We start from the raw sequence: 24,540 nt of genomic DNA, 5'->3' as shown, positions 1-24,540 counted from the left end.
ATGAAATTCATCAATAGAATGTTGCGTAATGTGCGGATGATGTTTGTCATGGGGAGGAGGCATGGAATGAGTGAGCCAAAAGAGATATACGCGTTGAAGCTGAAACAGATGACCCTGCGTGAGAAAATTGGACAAATGCTGCTTTGTGGATTTCATGGCACCGAGGCTGCCGGTGATGTGGATGCTTTTCTGCGAAAGTATCCCATTGGCGGCGTAATCTATTTTGCACGCAACGTCGAGTCGCCGGAGCAGGTAGAGCGGCTATCGTCGGGGCTGCAACGTATTGCTGTCGATAGCGGTAATGTGCCGCTCTGGATATCCATTGATCAGGAGGGCGGCATGGTGGCCCGGATTACAGAAGGAATCGCCCTGATGCCGGGACAGATGGCGATTGCCGCAGCAGGTTCCACCCAGGATGCATACCAGGCAGCCTATATCAGTGGGGTGGAGCTGAAATCCATGGGAATTAACATGAACTTTGCTCCGGTCCTGGATGTAAACAACAACGCAGCCAATCCGGTAATCGGTGTGCGTTCATTTGGGGAATCCCCGCAGTCCGTGGCAGCGTATGGGGTCAGGAGCATTGCGGGAGTACAAGATGCTGGCATTTCAGCGACAGCCAAACATTTCCCGGGACACGGGGATACGGATACCGATTCGCATCTGGATCTCCCGGTCATCCCCCATGATCGGGGTCGGGTAGAGCGTGTGGAACTGATTCCGTTCCGGGCTGCCATAGCGGCAGGTGTTGATGCGATGATGTCGGCACATATTTATTTTCCGGCTCTGGAACCGGAGCGTCTGCCTGTGACACTATCACGAGCCGTGTTAAGTGGATTGCTTCGTCAGGAACTGGGTTATGACGGCATGATTGTAACGGATTGTATGGAGATGGACGCGATTGCCGCCAACTATGGCACTGTCGATGCAGCTGTGATGGCAGTAGAGGCCGGCGCAGATCTGGTGTTGATCAGCCACACGGCTCATCTTCAGGCAGGGGCATTTGAAGCGCTGCTGGCAGCCGTGCAGAGCGGGCGAATCAGCGAGGCGCGCATTGATGAATCTGTAACCCGGTTGCTGAAGTACAAGGCCAAACGAGGCCTGCTGGAGAAGGGAACGGGCACAGGCACAGGTAATGATGAAGTGAACGTTGCGGTGTCGACTTCACTCTTCGCTGAGGTATCAACTGATCCAGCTTCTTCCATACGCCAAGAGCGCAACCAACCGTTACACCACGAGGTGGCGCGACGAATCAGTGAGAACAGCATCACGCTGGTGCGTGACCAACTGAACATGCTGCCTTTGAAGTCGGAACGTACACTGGTCATAACGGTTGCTACATCTGTGACAACGATTGCCGACGAACAGCTGACGCAGGCGGTTACCCTAGGCTCGGCTTTGTCGCACTGCGGTCTGGATGTAGTCGATATAACAGTCACGCCAGAGGAAGTTGCCATTCGCTCTGCTCGTCTGCTCCAAGCTGCGGAAGAAGATGACATTCGCCAGATTATAGTGGGGACTTATAATGCAGGAAGTGCCTCTGGTGATCCGCAGTGCAGGTTAATCGGCTGGCTGCAGCAATTAGGCAAGCCGCTGGCTGTTGTGGCGCTCCGCAGTCCCTATGATCTGCTTGCGATCCCGGAGGTGCAGGTCTACGTGGCAGCGTACGAGAGCAGGCCGCTTGCCATGGTTAGCGCGGCTCGGGCGCTGGCGGGGCATATTCCTTTTGCCGGGAAGCTCCCTGTATCTATAAAGTAGACAGGCGTTAAATGACGAACGAAGCGAAAGTATGATCTGGAAAATGAAGACCAATATAGCAGAAGGGACGATCCTGTAATGGACCGTCCCTTCTGCTATCTAATGAATAATTGCAAAAATTATTGCTGATTCAGTGCCTTAGCTGTCTTAGCCTCGACTTCATCCATAAGCGAAGTCATATCCATGCCAGCATGATTACCAAGCAGGATTATTGTAATATCATCTGTTAAATTGCGTGAGAAGGCTGTGGAGAAACCGCCGCCGCTACCGTTATGGAAGACGGTACGATGCTGATCGTTTTCTTTGAGAATCCAGGCGTAGCCATAATTTTTATCCGAATATGGTTCATACATCTGTTCAATCGTATCCTGGCTCAGAATTTTGTCCGTGTACAGTGCCCGATCCCACTTCAGCAAATCGTCCACAGTGGAGTAGATCGTCCCTGAACCTGATTGTGAGACATAATAAGGAGCAGGTACCCACTGCTTATTCTCCGAAACGAATCCGCTAGTCGTATGGACCTTGCGTGAAGCTTCTCCGGAGTTCTTCATGCCGAGCGGCTTCAGAATGGTTTGTTGTACATAATCGGCATAACTCATGCCAGATACCTGTTCAATAACATAGGCCAGCAGAACATAACCACTGTTACTGTACAAATAGGCACTACCCGGTTCGAACTTCAATGTTTTGTGCCGGATTTCCTCTACCGTTTCTTCCAATGAAGTGCCTTCACCCCGGCCAAAGGCGGATGGGATACCTGAGGTCTGGGATAACAGCATATGGAGCGTGATCTGATCTCCCTTTGGTATACCGGAGATGTACTTGGATATTGGATCTTGCACATCGAGCTTCCCTTTTTCCGCCAAGCTGAGAATGGAGGCTGCGGTGAAGGATTTGCTCAGAGAGGCAATTCGGGTCTTCTGATCCGGCCGATTCAGCGTCTGTTCATCTGCTAGTCCGTAGCCTTGGCGAAGAAGGACTTCGCCATTGCGAGCAATCAGAGCCATGCCTGGGAAATTGATATCGCGCAAATAGCTGTCTACACTGGCGACTTGACTATTTAATAGGCTTACTTTGTCCGTCTGGATACTAACACTCATCTGCCCTGAGGCTGTACGTTGCACTTTAATATCTGCCTTGAGAGCATTGGCAAGGGCTCGGACAGGTAACATCAGGTTGCCGTTAATGGTGCGGGATTGCACACCGGAGGACAGGCGAACGTGATTAACTTGAATGAAGTCACTGCCAGCCTGGTGAACGAGCTTGTCTCGACCAACGGTAATCGTAGCCGTTTTGGTACGAGCCTCCCACTTCAAGGTGCCATTTACAGAGGTAACAACATCTCGCAATGGAACATACGTTGTACCTTTGTATATTAGGGGGGCATTTTTCCATGATTGCTCTTGACCATTCACTTCAATGTGAACTGTTTGCGTCTCTTGTGCCGCGGATGCCGTGAAACTGGCTTGTCCCATAATAGGGCCTGCACAAAGGATGAGGGCTAACAGAATACGGAACATAGATGAATATAATCTGGTAACAGGTTGTTGCACATGTGACTTGCGTAAGATTCGAATCCTCTCCTTCCAGTCGTTTCATGGATAACCAGCTTATGAGATATTGTAAACGATCTCGAAGAGGGGGTCAAAACGGGGAATGAGCATCATTTTCGTCTATCCTAACAAAAATAATATAATTTCGATTCATTTTAGTATCCATACATAATATTTTTACTGCGTTTGTCCGATAAAAAAGGGTGAAGATGATGATGGGGGATATTTAAATGAAGAAAAGGATTCGCAATTGGTTTACATTAACGGTTAAGAAACGTCTGATCGCTTCGTTGCTCCTGTTCCTGATTGTGCCGAGCATTAGCGTGGGATGGTTGTCTTATTTGAAAGCAGCAGATCAAGTCAACGCCGAAATTATTCATTCCGCTCAGGCCAAAACGGAAATGCTCAGTCTGCAGATTAGTCAGATGTTGGATATGGAGAAGGATAACGCAGCGCAGTTCGCAGCTGGTATTAATTCAACAGATATTATCAATAAATCACCAGCTCTACAAAAACAAATGGACCGTATGTCCAAGACTCATAAAGAACTAGGCGTAGTAACCGCCGGCGCTGAAGATGGCAGCTGGATGAAATCCCCTGACCCCGGACAACAAATCTACGATCCACGGGAACGCAGCTGGTACACGATGGCGATGTCATCAGATGAACCAATTATCTCAGATACGTTCCAGTCGGTAACCACAGGAGAATGGGTTGTCACCGCAGCTGCCAAGCTGGCCGATGGGAAAGGGGTATTTGGAGCCAATGTAAGTCTCAATCACTTAAAAGAATCTGTTGATAAGATACATATTGGTGAAGAAGGAAAACTGTATATGCTGGATAACGGCGGGAAGTTTCTGTTCCATTACAATATTGAATCCGGTGTGCAGTCCAATGAGAGCTATATTAATGAGATGTATACGAAAGACCAAGGAACTGTAAAGTACACGTATGATGGACAAGAGTTGCAGGCTGTATTCTATACGAATCCTTCGACGGGCTGGAAAATTGTTGGTGAGATTGTGCCATCCGAAGCAGCAGACGCGGTAAGACCGATTTTGATTCGTGCCTACACATTGGTAGGGGCTTCATTGATTATTGGTATTATTCTGCTCGTGTTCATTATTCGCAGCATTCACCGTCCATTGTTGCAGTTAACGCAGGCAGCATCCAAAGTAAGCGCGGGTGATCTGACGGTTCGGGTAGGCTTGATGCGCCGTGACGAGTTTGGACAACTCGGGGCAAGCTTCGATACTATGACCTCTTCGCTGCGTAACGTTCTAGGAGAAGTACATGATACATCGAGCCAGCTAGCGGCATCCTCTGAGGAACTGATGGCAAGTTCTGAACAGACATCCAGAGCAACGGAACAGGTTGCTGAACTGATGCAGGATGCAGCGTCAGGAACGAACAGACAAAACGCCAGTCTCGCCGCAACGGGGCAACTCGTGGGTGAAATGTCTATAGGGGTCAAAGAGATCTCATCAAGTGCCGAAAACACCGCTCGCATAGCTGTTGAAGCATCTACCAAGTCCGAAGCGGGTATGGTAACGGTGGAAGAGGCAGTTGCTCATATTCAGAAGGTGAATGATGAGAGTGAGGCCATGGCTGCGGTCATTCAGGATCTTCGAGCGAAAAATGAAGAGATTGTTGAGATTGTGGCCGAGATCACCAACATCGCCAAACAGACCAATATCCTGGCCTTGAATGCATCGATTGAAGCTTCAAGAGCAGGTGAACAAGGGCGAGGCTTTGCTGTCGTTGCCAATGAAGTAAAATCGCTAGCCAACAATTCGGGCAGTGCTGCTGAACGTATTAATGAACTTATGCGCGAGATGCAAGAGAAAACGAATGCGGTACAGTCTACCTTTGCCCTTACAGGAGAAGGTATGATTAAAGGTACACAACTGATCACGGAGGCGGGAGAGGCCTTCAAAAATATTCGTAGTGCCGTGCAGTTGGTTGCTGCACAAGCTGGAGAAGTGTCGGTAGCTTCCCGTCAGATTGATGGAGGCATGAGTTATGTGTCCAAGGAAGTGAATGACACCATTGAATTATCCAATCAGATTGCCTCAGGAACCGAAGATGGTTCAGCTGCTGCGCAGGAGCAGCTCGCTACGATGGAAGAGGTTGCAGCTTCTTCTGCGGCATTGTCCCGTATGGCTGAAGATCTGCAAAGCCTGATCGAGAAATTTAAGTTATAGTTCAATAGCATTTCTCGAAGTAGACTGTGGGGGTGAAACCCTTCAGTCTCTTTCTCGTTGGTGATCATCGTTAATCAATGGTTTATGAACGCTCGGAACGGATCTGTTCTGTAAAAGTGAATCTGTCTCTCCCTGAATGTCTCATCCTGTGGTATATTTCTAAATTAAAAGTAATCTACATGATGTGGATGACATGGAGAGGGGATGAACCGGATTTGGATAAATCCATACCACTGACATCCGGGCCCGCAAATACCGAAGAGGTGCTGGATGATGCTACATTTATGCAGGGGGTTAAGGACTGTATCCCAACACTGCTTGGATATTTAAGTATTGGTTTTGCAGCGGGGGTCATTGAAATGACGGCAGGCCTAAGTTTGGCGGAAACGGCTCTGCTTAGTCTGATTGTATACGCTGGATCGGCCCAGTTTATTGCCGCTGGTATGCTTGCCTCGAGTGGTTCGGCGACCGCCATCATTTTCACCATATTCTTCGTGAATCTTCGCCATCTGCTGTTGAGTGCAGCCGTATCACCGTACTTTCGTCATCTGACGCCGCTTAAAAATATGTGGATCGGCTCGCTGCTTACTGACGAGTCCTTCGGCGTGGCGATGACGCGAGCGATTGGCCGGAAAACGTTGAGTGAGCGCTGGATGCACGGTCTGAACATTACAGCATATCTGAACTGGTTTGTAGCGAATATGGCGGGGGCCTACTTTGGACGCTGGATAACCAATCCCGAGCGGCTTGGGCTTGATTTTGCCCTGCCTGCAATGTTTATTGGTCTGGTAGTGCTTCAACTGATGCAGCGCAAAAATAAAAAATTACACATCAATGTGGCGATTATCGCCGTGATCTGTGTAATCTTCGCCAGCATGGCTTCGCTTGGCAGCATGAGTGTCATTGTAGCTGCGGTCATTGCGGCAACGATGGGAGTAGTGATGGAACGATGGAAGTAAGATGGGATGTATTCTGGATTATTATGGGCTCGGCTTTGTTAACGTTCATCCCGCGCGTATTGCCGCTCATGCTGTTCAGTAAAATACAGATTCCGATGTGGTTGTTACGCTGGCTTGAATATGTCCCCGTGGCGGTCATGGCGGCACTGATCGGTCAGGAACTGTTTATGGCGGACAACCAGTTGGTGCCGATTATACATAATCCAGCCTTGTGGGCAGCACTGCCTACGATTGCTGTAGCCATCTGGACACGAAGTCTGCTCGGAACCGTACTTGTCGGTATTGTTGCGATGATGATTTTGCGGTACTTGATGGGAGGATAAGCGGCAAAAGATCCAAAAGCTTGAGAGGCAGTTGGAAAATAGCGCTCTGAAAACGCTATTTCCAGTGGCGCCCGAAAGGGATAAAATGGAGACTGAAGGGTTGAGGTTTTCATTTTGCATACAGGAAGGAACGGTTTTGATTATGAGTACACATTCATCCGTTATACTTTTTCAGGGAGACTCCATTACAGATGGGGGAAGATCGCGCAATGATGATCCGAATCATTTTCTCGGGCATGGCTATGCGTATCTGATCTCAAGCAAACTGGGTGTGGAACTGGCAGCCAAGCAGCCAACGTTCTACAACAGAGGAATTAGCGGGGACCGCGCTTCCGATCTGTATGCACGCTGGAACGAGGATACTTTTAGTTTGAAGCCGGATCTGATTAGTATTCTAATTGGTGTTAATGATGCATGGCGTACCATGAATGGCGAACCTAGTGGAGTGACGGATCGTCTTGGACGTGCATATCGTCATTTGCTGGAGGAAACACGGGAAGTAATGCCGAATACCGGTCTGATTTTAATGGAGCCGTTCATTCTTAAAACGGGAGCTACAGTGGAGCTTTGGGACACATGGCAGGAGCGTATCGGGCAGTATCAAAATCTGGTCCGTGAACTCGCAAGTGAGTTCGGGGCCGTCTGGGTACCTTTGCAGCAAACGTTCAACGATGCTCTCGAACAAGCTGACGCTGCCTACTGGTTATGGGATGGTGTGCATCCAACTGCAGCGGGTCATGAGCTGATTGCACGTCAGTGGCTGTCTGTTGTACAGAATTCTCCACTTGCGATTGGTTAATAGACATTGGATATATCAAATCTGCGCTGCAAAGCTGAATGGAACGAGGAACCCGGGGGGTTCTTCGTTTTTTTATATTTGGGGCAGGAATTGTGTGGTTAATTTGGTTGGATATAACGTATAACTCTTCAAATGTACAGCATTATCCGGTAAAATGAAATCGGTTACATATAATGAAGGTTTCGTATTCCATATAGATTAGGGTGAATTCAATGGAAAACACCAATCAAAGTAAAGTCAGCTCCATCTGCATCCCGGATTCTACGGTCATTCAGCAGGCAGTACATCGGATGGTGCGAGACAGAAATAGGAGTCAGCAGCTTCTGCTTGCTTCAGCAGCACCCTCAATCTGCTCTATCAATGCCATTGGAAAGGCATTATTGCAACCAGAGCTAGCTTCTTTTTACACAGATCTGAGCAGCTATGGGGAACGTGCTCTGAACGAAAGCTTGCCTTCGCTGTCATTCGGTCTTTATCGGAAGTTTGGGGATATAGGGGAACGAAAGTTGTATGAGGATGCGTACTTTGAACGCAGGGGACGTCTGGCGGCAATAGCGCTGCTTGCAGTGGATTCGAATGCGCCGAGATGGATAGAGACATTGGAAGATATGTTGTGGGATGTATGTGGTGAGTATACATGGTGTTTGCCTGCACATTTGGGTTCGGGGGGAGTGGAACAGGTCAACGGTAATATTGATCTGTTTGCCGCGGAGACGGTACATATGCTGGCCGAAATCGTGACGATTCACGCGGATCGATTGGACGCACGTATCATCCAGCGGATTAGGGCTGAGGCCGAGCGGCGCATCTTCACACCGCTCTATCGGGAACAACGTACCTATCACTGGCAAGATGCAGAGCATAACTGGTCTGCTGTGTGCAGCGGATGCTGTGGCATGGCTGGACTATTACTGCTGGAGGAAGAAGCGATTCTGACGGAATCGGTTGGTCAGGCGATTCGATCCATGCAGGCATTTCTGCGTGGATATGGCATGGATGGTGGCTGTGCAGAAGGCATTGGTTACTGGGTGTATGGGGTCGGCTATTTCGTCTATTATGCCGACATGCTACGCGAATACAGTAAAGGTGAGTTGGATCTGCTGAATGGTTCAAAGATAGCGGCGATCGCAGCCTTCCCACTGCGGGTTCATCTGTCGGGGGGAACCTTCGTGAATTATTCGGATAGTGCGGAGCAGCAAGTAATTCCTTCGGGTTTGCTCTCACTTCTGGCATCTCGTTTCGGTATACAGATCGATCTGCCGTTTCATATTCCTTTGTTTACCGATGATCCCTGTCATCGTTGGGCTCACCTGCTGCGCAACGTGATGTGGAGCAGTCCGGCAATGTACCTGCAAGAAAAGGGGGCTGTTCCGGCGGAACGAGTGATCATTTTGGAAGATTTGGGCTGGATGATTGCGAAGGGAGCACTTGATTCTCCAAGCGCTGAACTTACCGGAGATAAACCTCTCGCTGTTGCTTTTTCCGTCAAGGCCGGGCATAACGATGAACCCCATAACCATAATGATCTGGGGCAATTTATGATCCATTGTGGTGGCGAAAACATTCTTTGTGATCCGGGAGCAGGGCTGTATACACAAGCCTATTTTGCTCCGGGCAGAGAGCAGTTGTTCCACATTAGTTCGTCCGGGCATAGTGTGCCCAGCATTGAGGGGAAGGAGCAGAGCTCAGGGCGCGAGGCGCAAGCACAGATTCTTGAGGCGACGGTTTCGGACGATGACCGTACACTGGATGCCTGCTTGGAACTGACAGCAGCTTATCCTGAAGTAACTTCGCTTGCTTGTTATACACGCCAGTTGCGTTGGAGCGGTCCTGCTAATGATGTCGGGAGCGTGGCAGAACTGCGTCTGAAGGATCGATTTCAATGGAAAAACAGAGCGGCGTCTTCGTCAGGCACGTTATATTCGGTGGGAGAACTGCAACGGCCGAGTGTGACGGAGCGGTTTATGAGCAGAAAGGTACCTGAGAAGGTACATGAGGGGCAGATTCAATGGCATGGCGAACGAGCAACGGTATGTATGACGTATGATGCAAACCAATGGCAGGCTGATATAGAGATCATTAATACGGTGGATCATGACAATGTGCCAGTTACATTCTATCGGACATCACTTGAATGGCGAGAGCAGTCGGATAACTCCAGTGCGGGAAGTGATGAAACCGATCTGCTGGAGACGATGTGTGAGCTGAAATTCACGATTGAACCAAAGTGAAAGATGGAGGTGAGCACACGTGAGTAAGTATACAGCCGCATCAACGTATCCATGGAGAGATGCTCTCGAAAATTATCGTACACTGGCGGAAGAGGCGGGGCCTGCCCCGTCAGATGGTTGGAATCAGACTCGCAAATTGGCCCTTGTGGAGAGTGTTGTTCGGGCTTATACACCTTACCAGGCCAGTAGCGGCGCCATTATTGATCCGTTTTCGGAGGCCGAACGATATTATTCCACACCAGCGTATGCAATGGCTGCATCGGTTCTTGTTCAAGCGGGACATATGGACCTGCTTGCTTCGGCCGCATCGGCCCTGTCACACAGCATCGATGTTGTTGTGAAGGGTTGTGCACCGGATCATCACCCGGACTTTTTCCCCGTTTTGATGATGAGAGCTTACATCCTGTTGAAGCCGCATATGCCTGAGCAAGCAAAGGTCTGGGCAGAGGCTCTTAAGAAGATACAGCCAGAACAAGATTATGTTTTTACAATGAGCAAAATGAACAATCCCAATCGCATGATTAACTGGAACGCCATCATGATCTCGGGAGAATATCTGCGCTTGAGGGAACATCTCGCCAGTGAGGGTACGGATTGGATGGACCGTTATCTGAATCTGTATCATCTGCCACGATTTACGGCGCTTGGACTATATCAGGACGGGCCGCTGGATCGACCCAATTGTCCATTTTCCTATGATATTGCAACCCGCTATCATCTGGATGTCATGCTTGAAGCGGGATATGACGGGGCCTGCGCTGGTGAGTTGAAGGAACAATTACGTCATGGTGCATTCAGTACGCTGCTTACACTGTCACCGCTGGGGGAGATTCCTCCGCGTGGACGCAGCTCCCAACATCAATGGAATGAAGCGGCAGCAGCCTACGTATGTTCTGCCCATGCAACACAGGCCTTACAGGCTGGAGATCGGGTGATGGCTGGGGCGTTCGCTCGTGCGGCCAATTGGTGTTTCGAAGCGGTGGAGCGTTGGAAGATGGATGATGGGCGTCTGAAAATAGTTCGCAACGAGTATCCCCCTGAGGCGCGTCATGGCTACGAAATCTATACGAATCATACGGGTTATAATCTGTGGACGGCAGCAGCGCTGGCCCATTCCTGCCTTAGCGATCCTGGTGAAGATGTAACGGAAATATACCTTCCTTCCGAGTTAGGCAACCGGGTGTTGCAGACCGATGGATGGTTTGAAACGATCATTGCCTCGGTACCAGGTCAACAAATGATTCTGCATACAGCTATGAATGATCCATACACGGTTCCCGGTCTCGTGCGCATACAACAGGCGGGATTGTCAGGGCTGATCGGTCCATCCGCTGCTGGACATGTGCAATCTGGATTCACAGAGTTTGCGGAAGGGGAAGTTAGTCCGCTGAGCTATTGTCCTGTCTGGAAGACGGCAGATGGGAATTGGCACAGTCTTGCCGAGGGCATTCCGTCAGGTGCTGATTATGACCGGGATGCCGGGATTAATCCTGCCGATGGCGGAGGTTCGATTTTGCTTGAAACGGTAGATCGAGAGGTCCGAGATGATTCAGCCTCCCCAGAGGGAGATGACGGGAAGCATCAGGAACAGGCCAATGCATTTACAGTATCATGGCTCGGCCCACTAATCGGGCTCGATTCACTGAGCACCCGTTATGTACAGCAGGCGGATTTGCTTACTGTGACATATGAATTCGACGGTGAGCTTGAGGCTGTCGGGGCACTCATTCCATTGATGTTCAGTGATGGACGCGAGCAGGCTGTCATCACTCATTCCAAGCAGACTATGCGCAGCGAATACCGGGGAGCTTATGTGGAATCCACTGTGTTGGATGAAGGAGCCATCATTCAGCTCAAACAACAGCCAGTGGCATCCCGCAATGGGCTGCTGAAGGAAGCACGGATGGAAGTGAGCGGTGGGCGAAGTATAACGTTTACGATCAGATTGGGTGTAGTGCATTGATTAGAGGAGGGATAGGTTTATGAATACATCAACATCCGTGAACTGGCTGGAGGAAGCTTGGCGGCAAGGAGCGGCTAAAACGATTCGCAACGCGAAGCGCATCAAGGATACATTTCCGCACACCGCCCCGCAGGGCATATATGACCGGAATGATCCCGAATGGTGGACCGCCGGCTTCTGGCCGGGGCTGTTATGGCTTGTCTATGGCGAGTCGCCGGAAAACGAAGCTTTCGCTCCGTTATCCCGCATTGCCGAAAGTTGTGAGCGGCAATTGGAAGGTTGTCTGCGTGATCCCGAATCGGTGGATCACGATCTCGGGTTCATCTGGCTGCTTAGTGGCGTAGCCAACTACCGCCAGACCGGCAGCGCAGATGGACGGCGGCGAGGTATGCTCGCCGCCAATCTGCTCGCTGCCCGATTTAACGTGCGCGGTGAATTCATCCGCGCCTGGAACTTCAGCTCGTCAACCATGGATACGCGCGGCGTAGCCATCATTGACAGCATGATGAACCTGCCGCTGCTCTACTGGGCTTCCGAGCAGAGCGGCGACCCGCGCTTCCGCTGCCTGGCGGAAGCGCATGCGGACACCGTGGCGCGCGAATTCGTCCGCGCTGACGGGTCCATCTGCCATGTGGTGGAGTTCGATCCACTCACGGGGCAGAAGCTGCAGGAGCATGGCGGGCAGGGCCATGCACCAGGTTCGGCCTGGGCGCGGGGTACCGCCTGGGCGTTGCACGGGTTTGCGCTGTCTTTCCGGTATACGGGCGAAGCCCGCTATCTGGAGACAGCGGAGCGGGCGGCCGATTTCTTCCTCGCCATGCTTGGCGAAGAGATCGTGCCGGTGTGGGATTTCCGCGCACCTGCCGAGCATCAGGTGGCGTGGGACTCGTCCGCTTCGGCGATTGCCGCAAGCGGCCTGTTGGAGCTGGCGAAGCTGTCGCCGCGCGGCGAGGAATATGCAGCCGCGGCAGAGCGTATCCTCCGCGGGCTGCATGAGAACTACAGCTCCGGTGAGACGGCAGCGGAAGAAGGTCTAATTATGCAGGGCACGGTGCATTATCCAGAGGGTCGTGGCTTGAATGTGCCGATTATATACGGCGATTATTTCTATATGGAGGCGCTGGCGAAGCTGCGTGGCCGCCCGGGTTTATTTTAGAGAAACGAGAATCAGGGAATCAGGAATGTCACACTTCAAGCGGCGAGTATGCGTGAGTTGCATGAGTAGGCGACCCACCATACAGCCGTTCGAGTGTGCCTGCCTCCTAGTGGGAAAGGGTATTCCTGTCTTGGAGGCGGAGCACACCCTTGGTCTCAGACCGATTTATTTTCGATGCCGGGTGTGCGTCTTAAGATGACAAAGTCGGCCGAGGACTGGTCGGGATATCGCTGAGGAATAATTTCATGTACTTTGAATTCGGGATAGTCGAACAGATAGTCAAAAATATTTCGGTCCTGAATGGTGCTAACTCCTGGATTACCGTTTTCTTTCAAACGAGTGTACAACACAACCCACGCTGACGAAGAGTGCAGAATGTCGTAGAGAGTATTACGAAAATCCGTTTCATCCGTAATATGATAGAGCACATCCAGACAGACGGTGAGATCAGCTTGAAGGAAACCGCGGTTAATCCACAGACCTGGTGTATATAACATGAAACTCTTGGAGGTATCGTTAGCAAACTTGGAGGCGCATAGACGCACCGACGAGCCGGCTACATCGACACCTAGATACGTATTATAGTTCATATATTGCAGTTGATTGCCATCCCCGCATCCAAATTCAATGACGCTGGAAATACCCTCACGCTGAATCAGTCCATTTACGACCTCTGCCTTGAATTCAGCCAGTACGCCATACGAACCCCTTCCGGATGTCTCGCCTGAGCTATACGTTTGTTCCCAATATCCTTTGTAGTCAAAAGGCTGACTCATGTTTCTCCCCCGATCATATAAATGAATTCAAAATAGTCACTATACATAGGTTATGCGTAATATTTGCAGGTATGAACCATTTGGAAATCGATAGATCGGATGAATGGATTTCTACTAAATCCCCTGAAAATTCCCTGAAAGTCTAAACATCTGGAAAGAACTTGCCGACATTAAACTAAGGAACAAAATGAAAAGAATCGGGGGGAAATGATGTTAAAGCCAAGATTGACCAAGTACATGGTGATGATGCTGGTATTGGTGCTGAGTATTTCCAACGTAGGCTTGGCCGCTGCGGCAGATAAAGAACTGTCCAAAATTGTAGTTTCCAAAAATGAGCTGTCGCTCGAAGTGGGTGATTCCAGTTCGGTTACGGTGACAGGAGTATATACCGATAATACATCGGCTAACGTAACGATCAGTTCTTCCTGGAGTAGCAGTGATACTTCGATAGCGACTGTATATAATGGTGCCATTACTGCCAAAAAGGAAGGTACGGCGACCATTACAACGTCATATCTGACTCAGAGTCAAACGGTTCAGGTGAATGTAACCAAAAAGGTCAAAGCCCTTTCCAAAAACGTGCAGTCGCTGGACTTGCGCACAGGAGATAGCAAAGACATTATTTTGACGGCAACCTACAGTGATAATACGACGAATGCAGAAGCATCCAAAGTTGCGGAGTGGTCATCCGATGACGAGAAAGTGGCAACGGTTGTGAATGGTAAAGTTACTGGACAAAGCGCCGGTACAGCTGTCATCACAGGTAAAGTCGGCAGTCAAAGTGTGACTGTGGATGTTAACGTTGAGGTTGTTAAACGTGTGGATGTGGACAAGAAGCAGGTCAATCTGCTGTTGAACAAAAGCGAGAGTGTTAAATTGACAGCCACCTATCCAGATGGCACAACCAAAGATGTAACGGATCTGGCAGAGTGGACGTCAAGTAATGAAAAAGTAGCAGATGTATTAAAAGGTGAAATTACAGGATACTCGGCAGGTTCTGCTAAGATCACAGCCAAATACGGAACGAAATCCGTATCGGTAGATGTGGATGTTGATCTGACAAGCAAACTGAGTGTGGAGAAACAGAGTATTTTCTTCCGTCTGAGCGAGTCCAATAAAACGGCAAATGTAGTATTGACTGCTTCTTACCCGAACAGCGCTGATGTGAATGTAACGGATCAAGCGACATGGACATCCAGCAACGAGAAGGTAGCGACGGTATTCAAAGGACAAGTTACAGCCATTGGCGCGGGTTCTACGACAATCAAAGCAACGTATAGCGGCAAAACAGTGGAAATCACGGTTGACGTTGATACAGCAAGATATCTGGATATTGCGGGTGTCGAAGATAAACTGGCTATGAGCGTTACAGGTGATAACAAAACCAAGAAACTGGTAGCCAATGCAGAATATATTGATGCAAGTACAGAAAACGTAACTTCCAAGGCAACTTGGACATCCAGTAATCCGGATGTTGTATATGTGTCTGGCGGTGAGCTGATCGCCTATAAATCGGGTACAGCAACGATTACTGCGACATACGGCGGCAAAACCGTTAAATTCACAGTGAATGTAGACGTTCCGGACAAGTATGAAATGGACAAGAAAAAAGGTTCTGTAGCCGTTGGGGGTACATTATCTGTGAAAGTATTGGCCGTATACGGTGATACATCCAAAGACGTATCCGAAGATGCGGATTGGAGCAGCAGCAGTGATAAACTCGCTGAAGTGGACAGTAAAGGTGTCGTGACGGGTATTGCAACAGGTAAAGTAACCATCACAGCCAAAATTGAAGGTAAAACGTTAACTTTGCCTGTTGAAGTAGGCATGGCTAGTGGGCTGGAGGCAGATGTGAACTTTTTGGTGTTGTCCTCCAAGGAAACACAGCAAATCGTACTCACAGCAACGGATGAAGATGGCTTGACCAAGGACGTGTCATCCGATGCAACATGGAAATCAAGCAATTCCCGCGTAGCCGATGTGAAAAAAGGGGTTATCACTGCCAACAGCAGCGGTAAAGCCAATATCACGGCTGAATATGGTTCCAACAAAGTGACCATTCAGGTTGAAGTGGACGTTATCTCACGCATTGAAGCATCCGAACCGGCTCTTTCCCTGAAAACCGGTGATTCCGCAGATCTTACGGTTACCGCATATCTGAGCGATGGCAGTGAGCGTGATGTCACGGACAAAGCGGAATGGAAAACCAACAGCTACAAAGTAGCTCAGGTAACCAAAGGTAAAGTAAAAGCGACAGGTTCAGGTAAAGCAAAAATTACAGCGAAGTACGGCAGCAAAACAGTAACCATTGCAGTCGATGTAGATACACTGAAATATTTGCAAACCGATAAAGTAACCCTGACCATGAAGCCTGGTGACAAGGCAACCCTGGTTGCTACAGCAACGTATGCCGATGGCAGCGAAGCGAACGTATCCAAGCCGGCACTGTGGAAATCTTCCCGTATAGCGACAGCATCGGTGAAGGATGGAATAATCCAGGCCAATGGCAAGGGTAAGGCAACCATTACTGTAACTTATGCAGGTGTGAAAACCAAAGTAACTGTAGTCGTTGAAGCGAAATAATATCTTTAAGTACGAAGGTAAAACAAGCAATTTTATGTACGGTGATGACAGCTTAAATGCTGGCATCACCGTTTTTTTAATGGGAAAAACACAAAAGAACTAACAATACAAAAAAGAAACGCCCCGGCACTTGTGCATATATCCATACTGGATATAAAAACACATTGTTCCAAGACGTTCCCCGAATCTAAATAATCAATGAATTACATCGTATGAGACAGAACCAGCGCACCGTATGCAAAAGCAATGACGATGAGGATGGCTGGATGCAGCTTGGTCTTGGTCATGACCCAAAGCGAGATCCCTGCAATGATCAGTGTCTGCCAAATGCCGATGGAATTGGTGGATACCTGACCGAATTCCCATGTAAGTAAGATCATAAGTACAGCAATAACCGGTTGTACGAGCAACGTCATCCCTTTCACCTTAGGTGAAGTGCGATGCTTGTTCAGTAAACGAAGCAGCAGAATTAGCGCGACAGCCGAAGGCACAACGGTGGCAAAACTGGCGATGAATGCGCCAAACCAGCCAGCCACCTGATAACCGACAAAGGCGGCAATTTTGGTCGCGATTGGACCGGGAAGTGCATTACCGATGGCGAGTACATCACCGAATTGCTCGGTGGTCATCCACTTGTAGTGGTTGACCACTTCTTCCTGCATTAACGGAATGGAGGCGGGGCCGCCCCCGTAACCCAAGATATTGGCTACAAAAAATCCCCAAAACAATTCCCACCATGTCTGAAGCATCGCTTAGGACACCCCCTTGTCGGAATTGCCTTTGGATTTGAAGCGCTGGACCACATCCAGATGGAAGACGCCATATCCGAGGAAGACGGCAATCACAATACCGGGGTGAATATCCAGCAGCTGCAGCAATACAAATGCAAGGACACCGAACAGGACGGCAAAGGTTGTACCGAGTCCCTTCCACGCTTTCTTGGCGAATTCGTATGCCATCATGCCGAGCATGACAAAAATAACCGGGCGAACAGCGGCCACCATGCCTGCTACGATTTTCGATTCGCGCAGCGCGTACATGGAACCAAGCAGCGCAATGATGGCGATGCTCGTTGGCAAAATGTGGGCCAAAACGGACACAATAGCGCCCAGCACGCCTTTGGTTTTATACCCGAGATACGCGGCCATCTTGGTGGCAATAGGACCAGGCAGGGCATTCGCAATGGCCAAAATCTCGCCAAACTCATCATCGCTGACCCACTTATAGCGGGTAACGGCTTCATAACGGATTAGCGGAATAACCGAGGGGCCGCCGCCATATCCCAAAATTCCGGTTCGTACCATCCCAATGACGAGACCGTTGTAATCTTTCCAACGCATGCTGATTTCCTCCTAGAGTCTCATGCCCATTCGGCTTTTATATCGTTTTAACAACAGCTGTGACTCTACCTTGACGATGCCCGGCATCTTGTAGAGCTTCTCCAGCAGGAACTGCTCCATCTCTTCCATATCTGCAAAAATACCATGCATGTGCAGGGTACTCGGGCCTGTCATATGATAGAGGCTGGTTACTGCGGGTTCTTCGTCCAGTTTCGCGGCCACTTCATCCAGAAATAGCGGTTCTACATCGACATTGAAAAAGGCAGAGACCTGGAGTCCAACTTTGCCCGGATTGAGAACCACAGTGAAGCGTTCAATGATTCCCTTTTCGGATAAAGCATTAATGCGGGCCTGAACGGCCACACGGGACAAACCGATCTGTGCACCCAGATCGGTGTAGGATATCCGGCTATTTTGGTGAAGGGCGGCAATGATTTTACGATCGATTGCATCCAGATTGTGCATTTGCGGGATTTCTCCCCCTTTGGAGGAGCGTTTCTCTGGCATGATTGACCATCCTTTTTTAACTATATAGAATAAAAAAAATTATGATAGGATCTGCGTACAATTTGTATGTAGCATTCATATTTTAATGACGAATCGTAATTGGAGTCAATATAATTATTGTAAATGTTGAATTTATCCGATTCAAAGCTTTCATTTTGTCATTTTTACCAATCCGAGATGATGAATAGGGGCACGAGCAGGAGGCAAGCATGGATCGAAAAAGAGACTGTCACAGAGCACATCCGTAAACAGTCTTCTATATAAAGTACAGATTGAAGCGACTTAATGAACAGTTTTGGGCAGACAAAGGGTAACGACAGTTCCTTCCCCAGGCTCCGAATATACTACGAGTGTACCTCCGGCTCCACGGGCTCGCTCCTCCATGCTGAACAGACCAACGCCGTTACCAGCCGTCGTACTGTTGAATCCTGCGCCTTGGTCCTCGATTCTCACAACGGTTGCCTCTTCCGAATCTTCCACCGTCACATGTGCTTCTGACACATCGGCGTACTTGGCTACATTGGTTAACGCCTCCTGGATAATGCGGTACATGGCGATCTCCCGGTTCATATCCAGTCGTTTTCGCAGATTACATTCCAGTTCCACTTCAATCCCGTAGTGCCGGGTATAGTTCTCGATATACGTGCGAATGGCCGGAACAACACCAAGGTCATCCAGCACGGAGGGTCTCAGTTCCCATGCCATGCCGCGTACATCCTCCATAATGCCCGTAACTTGTTTCCGCAGTGCTTCTACGCCGGATTGGGGCTGATCAGCCAGCAGACGATCCATCTGAATGACGAGGGAGAAGAGACTCTGTCCAATGCCGTCATGCAGCTCGCGGGAGATGCGACGCCGCTCCTCTTCCTGAATGTTCATGACCTGGGTCATCATCGTCTGTAACTCGGCTTCGACCTGCTTCAGCTTCGTTACCTCACTACGAACGGCCAAATACTGATAGGGCTCACCATCGTTATCGAGAAAAGGCACAATCGTTGTATTCACCCAATAATGGCTGCCATCTCTGGCACGGTTACGGATCTCTCCGTTCCACACTCGTCCGGAAGAGATGGTATCCCACAGGTTTTTCATAAAATTCTTGCCGTGATAACCCGAATTAATGATCCGATGATCCTGGCCGATCAATTCTTCCCGATTATATTGTGAAATTTCGCAGAACTTATCGTTTACATACTGGATCTTTCCTTTGCGGTCCGTGAGGGCTACAATGGACGACTCATCCAGGGCAAACTTCAGATCACTGAGCTGATGCAGGGAACCTTTCAGTCTGCTGCGGAATTCAGTATCTGTAATGTGACTGTCGATTTCCTCTAATAACTGACGCACAGGCTGGTCGGCAAATCCGCTAAGTCTGTTTTTGCGTGTGCTACTCAAAGTTCAGCAACCCCTTTTTCATCGCAAATTTCACCAGTTCCGGTCTGGTTCGAAGGCCGAGCTTCTCCATCAGATTGCTTTTGTGGGATTCGACCGTTTTGACACTGATCACCAGATGTTCAGCGATTTCCTTGTTGGCGTAACCCTTGGCAATCCAGGACAATATCTCTTTCTCCCGCTCGGATAACGTGTCATACGGTCCGGCGTTTTCCTGCTTTGCTTTGTCCAGGTATTCACTCATCAGCCGCTTGGTCGCACTTGGGTACAGATAGGCGCTACCCTCTGCTACGGAACGAATAGCGGCGAGCAATTCTTCATGCGGCGCGCTTTTGAGAATATATCCGGATGCTCCCGCGTGGATGGCGCGGAACAGATATTCTTCATCGTCATGCATGGTGAGGATCAATATGGAGACATCCGGCATCAATTTCTTCAATTCAGCGGTAGCGGTCAGACCGTCTTTACCTGGCGGCATGCTGAAATCCATTAAGACCACATCCGGCTTCAGTTCTTGTGCCTTGGCAATAGCTTCATCCCCATCGGCCGCGTCTCCAACAATATGTATATCATTCTTTCCATCGAGCAGGGCGATCAGCCCGGAGCGTACAACGACATGATCGTCGACAACTAATAATTGAATCACAACATTTTCCTCCTGTCCGGTTCCACAGTTCTTTCTTTATCATACCAAAAAAGAAAGCCATTCAGAGGTTAATCTCTGAATGGCTTCGATTCTCTGTAAGTCCGTGTTACTTCCTATAAGGAAATAACAAGACTTCTTAGCGTATTCCAGACAGCTGCCTTTATCCGTACACTTTTTGCTGCAGCTGTATAGCGATCTGTTCGGTCTCACGGACCATCTCCGGTGAGAACGTGCAAGGTAATCTGCTGCCAAGGAGCAGCACGGCGCCAGGAACACTCCCTTGCTGGAACACGGGCACGGCTATGGCACATACCAACCGCTCCGCAAGCATTAACGGGCAACGACCGGGTGTATGCTCCTCGGTGGATTGTGAATCAGATAGAGCGGTGCGTCCAGTTCGAAGCGCTGTGCCAACCAGATCTTGTCCGGGACGCATCTCCATGCGTTTCACACGTTCGTTACTGGCGCCGGATGTATACTTCCAGCGCAGCATCGTGCCTGACAGACAGGCCAGTCCGCAAAAATCGCTGGAGGTACTCAGGCGCAGGCCGTCGATCATCTCCTGAATGCCAGATGGCAGTTCATCATGCATGAGAGGACACTTCCTTTTTTGGAATCATACCGTACGTTACGGTGTAATCAATATCAATATCGTTAACCTGTGGTCAGGGAAATCTTAAAATAAGGGTATTTCGCTGCTACTTTTATTGTAGCCCCTTTCTTCCGTGTTGTAATTCAGGGAAAACCCCTATTTCCGTTCTGCAATTTGCTGATCCTGTGTATGGACAGGCATTCAGGCCAGGAACAGCAAGGCTTTTTTCGATTACGGAGTCGTAAATGTACCTCGTAAGTGTGATTTATCTCACAGAAAATTCAGGGAGTTTCCCCGTGAGGTTCAGGTAATCCCCCGATAACCCCCACGCTATATTCGCGGTATGATGGATACATAAGGAAACACCGAGGGGGACGATGGTAATGGGTACGGTATTTAAAGAAAGAACAACCCAGGCGACACAACAAGAACAGACGGAGGCGAGCAAGATGACACGGGAGACAGGTGGAATCCTTTCGTTCGTGACAGCTGAACAATGGGGCTTGATCGAGACGAAGATGCAGCCAAAACGGGTAAAGTCGGGGTACAGTCTCTTTCTGGAAGGCGATGAAGCCGGATACCTGTACTACATTCGCTCGGGAAGAGTGAAGCTGACCAAGTCAACTGAGGATGGGAAAGAAATTATTTTATCGATTCAACAAACCGGGGATCTGATTGGAGAGTTTGGCGGCATTGGCGGATTGACTCATAGCTACAGTGCAGAGATGGCTGGCAAAGGGGAGCTGGGGATCATCTCGCTCAGCGACTTGGAAAGTGTGCTCAGCAAACACGGTGACCTTGCCTTGAAATTCCTGCAATGGATGGCGCTCGCCCAGCGTATCACCCAGTCGCGTTTCCGTGACCTCTTGCTCTATGGCAAGGCAGGTGCACTCGCATCGACGCTCATTCGTGCCAGCAACTCGTATGGCAAAATTACGCCGGATGGCATCGTGCTCGACATGAAGCTGAATCATACCGAATTATCGGAAATGATTGGTGCCACGCGGGAGAGTGTAACGCGCATGTTGGGAGCCTGGAAAGAACAGGGGACGCTGGACACCATGGATGGAAAGCTGATGATTCGTGATCTGGCAGCCTTGCGCTGCATGTGCGGATGTCCGACATTTCCAAGCTGCCCGGTAGAGCTGTGCCGATTGTAATGAAATCAAGTTGAATAGGGTTGTTTCCTTCCATGGCGATTGGGGTCGTTACGGAGAATTCAAAAAAGCTGATGTCCGATGTACTCGGGATCAGCTTTTTTGGCTTGATATGAGCGGCTTGAAGCAGTGGTATTGAATCGAAAAGTTTAGAGGGTTCAGTTATCCTGGCAGGAAATCAAGAATTGGAAACGAATACATAGTTTGGTTTGCTCAAAATAGGTTGATCAACGTAATTTCAACATTCAAGTAATAAAAGAATCATAAAAAAGGAGTAAATTCTACCATGCTGGATTTACAAAGTTTTGTTTCAGATTACACAAAAGATAAGAAACATTTACAGCTTGTTATCGGGATTGTTAGGGAAGGAGATGTTGAATACTATTCATTTGATAATAATAAAAAGAAAAGTGTGATCCCTCCTGAGCATAAGTTGTTTGAGATCGGCTCCATAACCAAAGTTTTTACATCCATAATTTTATTAGAAATGGAAAAAGAAAAATTGCTTTCCTCGGATGACAGTGTTGGTAAGTTCGTGCAAAACGTAGAAAACGATTATTTGAATAAGATTACCTTGAGAAGCCTGGCTACTCATACCTCTGGATTACCCACATTGGCAACCAACCACAATTTGGCTAAAAAAAGATCGAATCCTTATTCAATGTATACCGAGCAAGATTTAACTGCTTTTTTATCTAATTCTGATTACACGGATAGCATAGGTTCGTTTGCATATTCCAATATCGGTGTAGGTTTACTGGGATACATACTATGTAAGGTGTCAGGAAGTACGTATGACGAACTGTTAAAAAAATATATAACGAGTCCCTTAAAGATGAATGAGACAGCCGTTATGCTTGATGAAGAGCAGAATAGCAGGTTTTTGAATGGACATGCTTCATCTGGGAAAAGAGTCCCTCATTGGGATCTTTCTATACATGTAGGAGCTGGGGGAATTAAGTCATCTGTTAGCGATTTGAGTTTATTTGTCCAAGCTAATCTAAATGATGATCATCCGATAGCCTCTACACTACAAAAAAGTCATCTCCCTATATCGATCGGAAATTCAAACCGTTATTTTGGCTGGGGTGAGGATAATCTTCTAGATAAAGTTATCCTCTGGCATAACGGGGGTTCAGCTGGTTTTAATAGTTATCTAGCTTTCAATAAGGAACTCCGTGTAGGAGTTGTATTGCTATCCAATTATTCTTTTTTCTCAAATTCTCTTATGGATTATTGTGTTGCTCAACTCATAAAATGGATCACTAAAAAAGAGCCTTCTCAAGGAACAATGATAGACTTTACAGGTATAAAAATATTGGAAGAAATGATGCAGAGAGAAATGTCATTAAAGTAACGGGAAACGATAGCAGTATGAGCCACCTAATCATTAGGTGGTTTTCTTATGGTTAATGACTCCATCCAAGATAACTAATATAGGATACAAAAGAGGACGCGTTAACGCCCTCCGTATCATATCCAGGGTATTCACTCACCTGCATATTCCTTTGCAAGAATCGAATATAGATACGAATCATGATATTCCCCTTTGTAGAACCAATGCTCTCGCATCAGACCTTCACGCTGCATACCAATCTTCTGCATAACCTTCTCCGAAGCCTTGTTGTTCGGGCGGCATTTTGCATATATACGGTGTACGCCAAGTGTATTGAAGCCAAAGCCAAGCATGGCTCGGGCTGCTTCGGCAGCATACCCTTTTCCCTGATAAACGGGATTGAGCACATAACCGATCTCAGCGTTCGTCTTTTCGATGTGGAGGCCAACACCGCCGATCAGGATGCCCTCCTTTTTCAAGCATATCGCCAGTTCGAAGCCCTCTCGTGGTTGTGTTTGCTGTGAATTTAGCACAAATTCCACATAATCTCGCGTATCTTCTTCCGTATTAGGTCCCCATGCCGTATGCTGAGTAACTTCTGTCATGGATGTGTAGCTATGTATACTTTCCCAGTCTGTCTCCAGAATATCCCGGATGATGAGTCGTTCGGTCTCCAATTGCATAGCTATTCCCTCCTATATAAAGTGAACTAAAGAATATTTACACTTGCCACTTCGATGACAGAACAACCTTCCGATCGCTGTTATCCCCAGATTTTTTTGATTCCCTTTTTAAAAGGAGAAAATCCGGGGATAAAGGCGAACGCTCCGCTTCTTCAGGTTTTTTCTGTCCTCTCCGTTTCTCGTGTAAATGTTTAGTTCAATTATATAGTAAAACAAAAATAGCCCAATAACCGATTCATGTAAAGAATGGGTTACGAGCTATGTAAGTATAAGGCATGCTATTGTGGTTGTTTACATTCAACTGCGGGATAAGTATAAGCCAGCTTGCGGATAATTTCCTTTTGCCATTTCGTGTCACCCAGGTTGGTTGCCAGGTTCAGAAGATCCAAATAATCGTCAAGCTGCAGATCAGCCTTTTGCAGAGTTGTATTCATTCGATGTTCGTTCCCCTTTATCTATAAAATCGTTAAGTCATGTAAAGTAGGCAGAAGACTTGAGACAGGCTCAAGAATGATAATCATTATCACAGTTATATTATCATTATGCAATGAACGATGTCAAAATGCAATGCCAAGGCTCGAA

At 48.4% G+C, this 24,540-nt stretch carries 21 protein-coding genes; 11 read left to right on the top strand and 10 right to left on the bottom strand.

The annotated features are described in order from the left end of the window. The first annotated feature begins 66 nt into the window (after positions 1–66). Complete coding sequence (gene nagZ, locus CRO25_RS17865; protein WP_079695897.1) at positions 67–1,758, top strand: beta-N-acetylhexosaminidase; 1,692 nt, start codon at positions 67–69, stop codon at positions 1,756–1,758. A gap of 119 nt (positions 1,759–1,877) precedes the next feature. Here nagZ and CRO25_RS17860 read toward each other — a convergent pair whose 3' ends face one another. Continuing rightward, complete coding sequence (locus CRO25_RS17860) at positions 1,878–3,233, bottom strand: serine hydrolase (RefSeq protein ID WP_179132206.1); 1,356 nt, start codon at positions 3,231–3,233, stop codon at positions 1,878–1,880. Between the two features lie 308 nt (positions 3,234–3,541). On the opposite strand from CRO25_RS17860, the gene CRO25_RS17855 reads away from it, so the two are divergent. The 7 genes from CRO25_RS17855 (at position 3,542) to CRO25_RS17825 (ending at position 12,946) form a co-directional block, all read left to right on the top strand. Continuing rightward, positions 3,542–5,515, top strand: coding sequence for a methyl-accepting chemotaxis protein (locus tag CRO25_RS17855; protein ID WP_079695895.1), 1,974 nt, complete (start codon positions 3,542–3,544; stop codon positions 5,513–5,515). A 284-nt stretch (positions 5,516–5,799) separates the two neighbouring features. Then, a complete protein-coding gene (locus CRO25_RS17850; RefSeq protein WP_076290761.1) occupies positions 5,800–6,474 on the top strand; it encodes an AzlC family ABC transporter permease in 675 nt (224 codons plus the stop codon). Then, entirely contained in the window at positions 6,465–6,797 is a 333-nt protein-coding gene (locus tag CRO25_RS17845; protein WP_079695894.1) for an AzlD domain-containing protein, read from the top strand. Before CRO25_RS17850 ends, CRO25_RS17845 begins: the two co-directional genes overlap by 10 nt. A gap of 142 nt (positions 6,798–6,939) precedes the next feature. Beyond that, positions 6,940–7,596 (top strand): SGNH/GDSL hydrolase family protein, encoded by a 657-nt coding sequence (locus CRO25_RS17840; protein ID WP_076290760.1) that lies wholly within the window; start codon positions 6,940–6,942, stop codon positions 7,594–7,596. Positions 7,597–7,808: 212 nt separating this feature from the next. Further along, entirely contained in the window at positions 7,809–9,827 is a 2,019-nt protein-coding gene (locus CRO25_RS17835) for a heparinase II/III family protein (RefSeq protein ID WP_079695893.1), read from the top strand. Between the two features lie 19 nt (positions 9,828–9,846). Further along, complete coding sequence (locus tag CRO25_RS17830) at positions 9,847–11,790, top strand: glycosyl hydrolase (protein ID WP_079695892.1); 1,944 nt, start codon at positions 9,847–9,849, stop codon at positions 11,788–11,790. A gap of 19 nt (positions 11,791–11,809) precedes the next feature. Next, the gene (locus tag CRO25_RS17825; RefSeq protein WP_079695891.1) at positions 11,810–12,946 is read left to right on the top strand and encodes a glycoside hydrolase family 88 protein; all 1,137 of its coding nucleotides are present in this window, start codon (positions 11,810–11,812) and stop codon (positions 12,944–12,946) included. 155 nt (positions 12,947–13,101) lie between these two features. Here CRO25_RS17825 and CRO25_RS17820 read toward each other — a convergent pair whose 3' ends face one another. Further along, complete coding sequence (locus CRO25_RS17820) at positions 13,102–13,722, bottom strand: class I SAM-dependent methyltransferase (RefSeq protein ID WP_079695890.1); 621 nt, start codon at positions 13,720–13,722, stop codon at positions 13,102–13,104. Positions 13,723–13,932: 210 nt separating this feature from the next. Between CRO25_RS17820 and CRO25_RS17815 the strand changes: the two genes are divergently transcribed. Next, positions 13,933–16,305: an Ig-like domain-containing protein gene (locus CRO25_RS17815; protein ID WP_079695889.1), complete on the top strand. Its 2,373-nt coding sequence runs from the start codon at positions 13,933–13,935 to the stop codon at positions 16,303–16,305. Between the two features lie 203 nt (positions 16,306–16,508). Here CRO25_RS17815 and CRO25_RS17810 read toward each other — a convergent pair whose 3' ends face one another. From CRO25_RS17810 to CRO25_RS17785, 6 genes are all read right to left on the bottom strand, one after another. Continuing rightward, on the bottom strand, positions 16,509–17,054 hold the full coding sequence (locus CRO25_RS17810; RefSeq protein WP_053780063.1) for a chromate transporter: 546 nt from the start codon (positions 17,052–17,054) through the stop codon (positions 16,509–16,511). A gap of 3 nt (positions 17,055–17,057) precedes the next feature. Further along, positions 17,058–17,645, bottom strand: coding sequence for a chromate transporter (locus CRO25_RS17805; RefSeq protein WP_079695888.1), 588 nt, complete (start codon positions 17,643–17,645; stop codon positions 17,058–17,060). 12 nt (positions 17,646–17,657) lie between these two features. Then, positions 17,658–18,152, bottom strand: a complete 495-nt coding sequence (locus tag CRO25_RS17800) for an Lrp/AsnC family transcriptional regulator (RefSeq protein WP_079695887.1) — start codon at positions 18,150–18,152, stop codon at positions 17,658–17,660. Between the two features lie 282 nt (positions 18,153–18,434). Continuing rightward, entirely contained in the window at positions 18,435–19,547 is a 1,113-nt protein-coding gene (locus CRO25_RS17795; protein ID WP_079695886.1) for a PAS domain S-box protein, read from the bottom strand. Further along, the gene (locus CRO25_RS17790; protein WP_053780067.1) at positions 19,540–20,190 is read right to left on the bottom strand and encodes a response regulator transcription factor; all 651 of its coding nucleotides are present in this window, start codon (positions 20,188–20,190) and stop codon (positions 19,540–19,542) included. Before CRO25_RS17790 ends, CRO25_RS17795 begins: the two co-directional genes overlap by 8 nt. A gap of 160 nt (positions 20,191–20,350) precedes the next feature. Next, positions 20,351–20,782 carry a GAF domain-containing protein gene (locus CRO25_RS17785; RefSeq protein WP_079695885.1) on the bottom strand — a complete coding sequence of 144 codons (432 nt, stop codon included), beginning with the start codon at positions 20,780–20,782 and terminating at the stop codon, positions 20,351–20,353. A 383-nt stretch (positions 20,783–21,165) separates the two neighbouring features. Between CRO25_RS17785 and CRO25_RS17780 the strand changes: the two genes are divergently transcribed. Next, positions 21,166–21,942: a Crp/Fnr family transcriptional regulator gene (locus CRO25_RS17780; protein ID WP_256863673.1), complete on the top strand. Its 777-nt coding sequence runs from the start codon at positions 21,166–21,168 to the stop codon at positions 21,940–21,942. 283 nt (positions 21,943–22,225) lie between these two features. Next, complete coding sequence (locus CRO25_RS17775; RefSeq protein ID WP_079695884.1) at positions 22,226–23,296, top strand: serine hydrolase; 1,071 nt, start codon at positions 22,226–22,228, stop codon at positions 23,294–23,296. A 131-nt stretch (positions 23,297–23,427) separates the two neighbouring features. Here CRO25_RS17775 and CRO25_RS17770 read toward each other — a convergent pair whose 3' ends face one another. Together CRO25_RS17770 and CRO25_RS33440 are read right to left on the bottom strand one after the other, a co-directional pair. After that, on the bottom strand, positions 23,428–23,958 hold the full coding sequence (locus tag CRO25_RS17770) for a GNAT family N-acetyltransferase (RefSeq protein WP_079695883.1): 531 nt from the start codon (positions 23,956–23,958) through the stop codon (positions 23,428–23,430). Positions 23,959–24,236: 278 nt separating this feature from the next. Further along, positions 24,237–24,392 (bottom strand): hypothetical protein, encoded by a 156-nt coding sequence (locus CRO25_RS33440; protein ID WP_162842450.1) that lies wholly within the window; start codon positions 24,390–24,392, stop codon positions 24,237–24,239. Positions 24,393–24,540: the final 148 nt, after the last annotated feature.

Source organism: Paenibacillus sp. RU5M (assembly GCF_900221055.1).
GTDB lineage: Bacteria > Bacillota > Bacilli > Paenibacillales > Paenibacillaceae > Paenibacillus > Paenibacillus marchantiae.
Note: the sequence above shows the minus strand (reverse complement) of the source record. Positions and strands in the feature narration are given on the sequence as shown.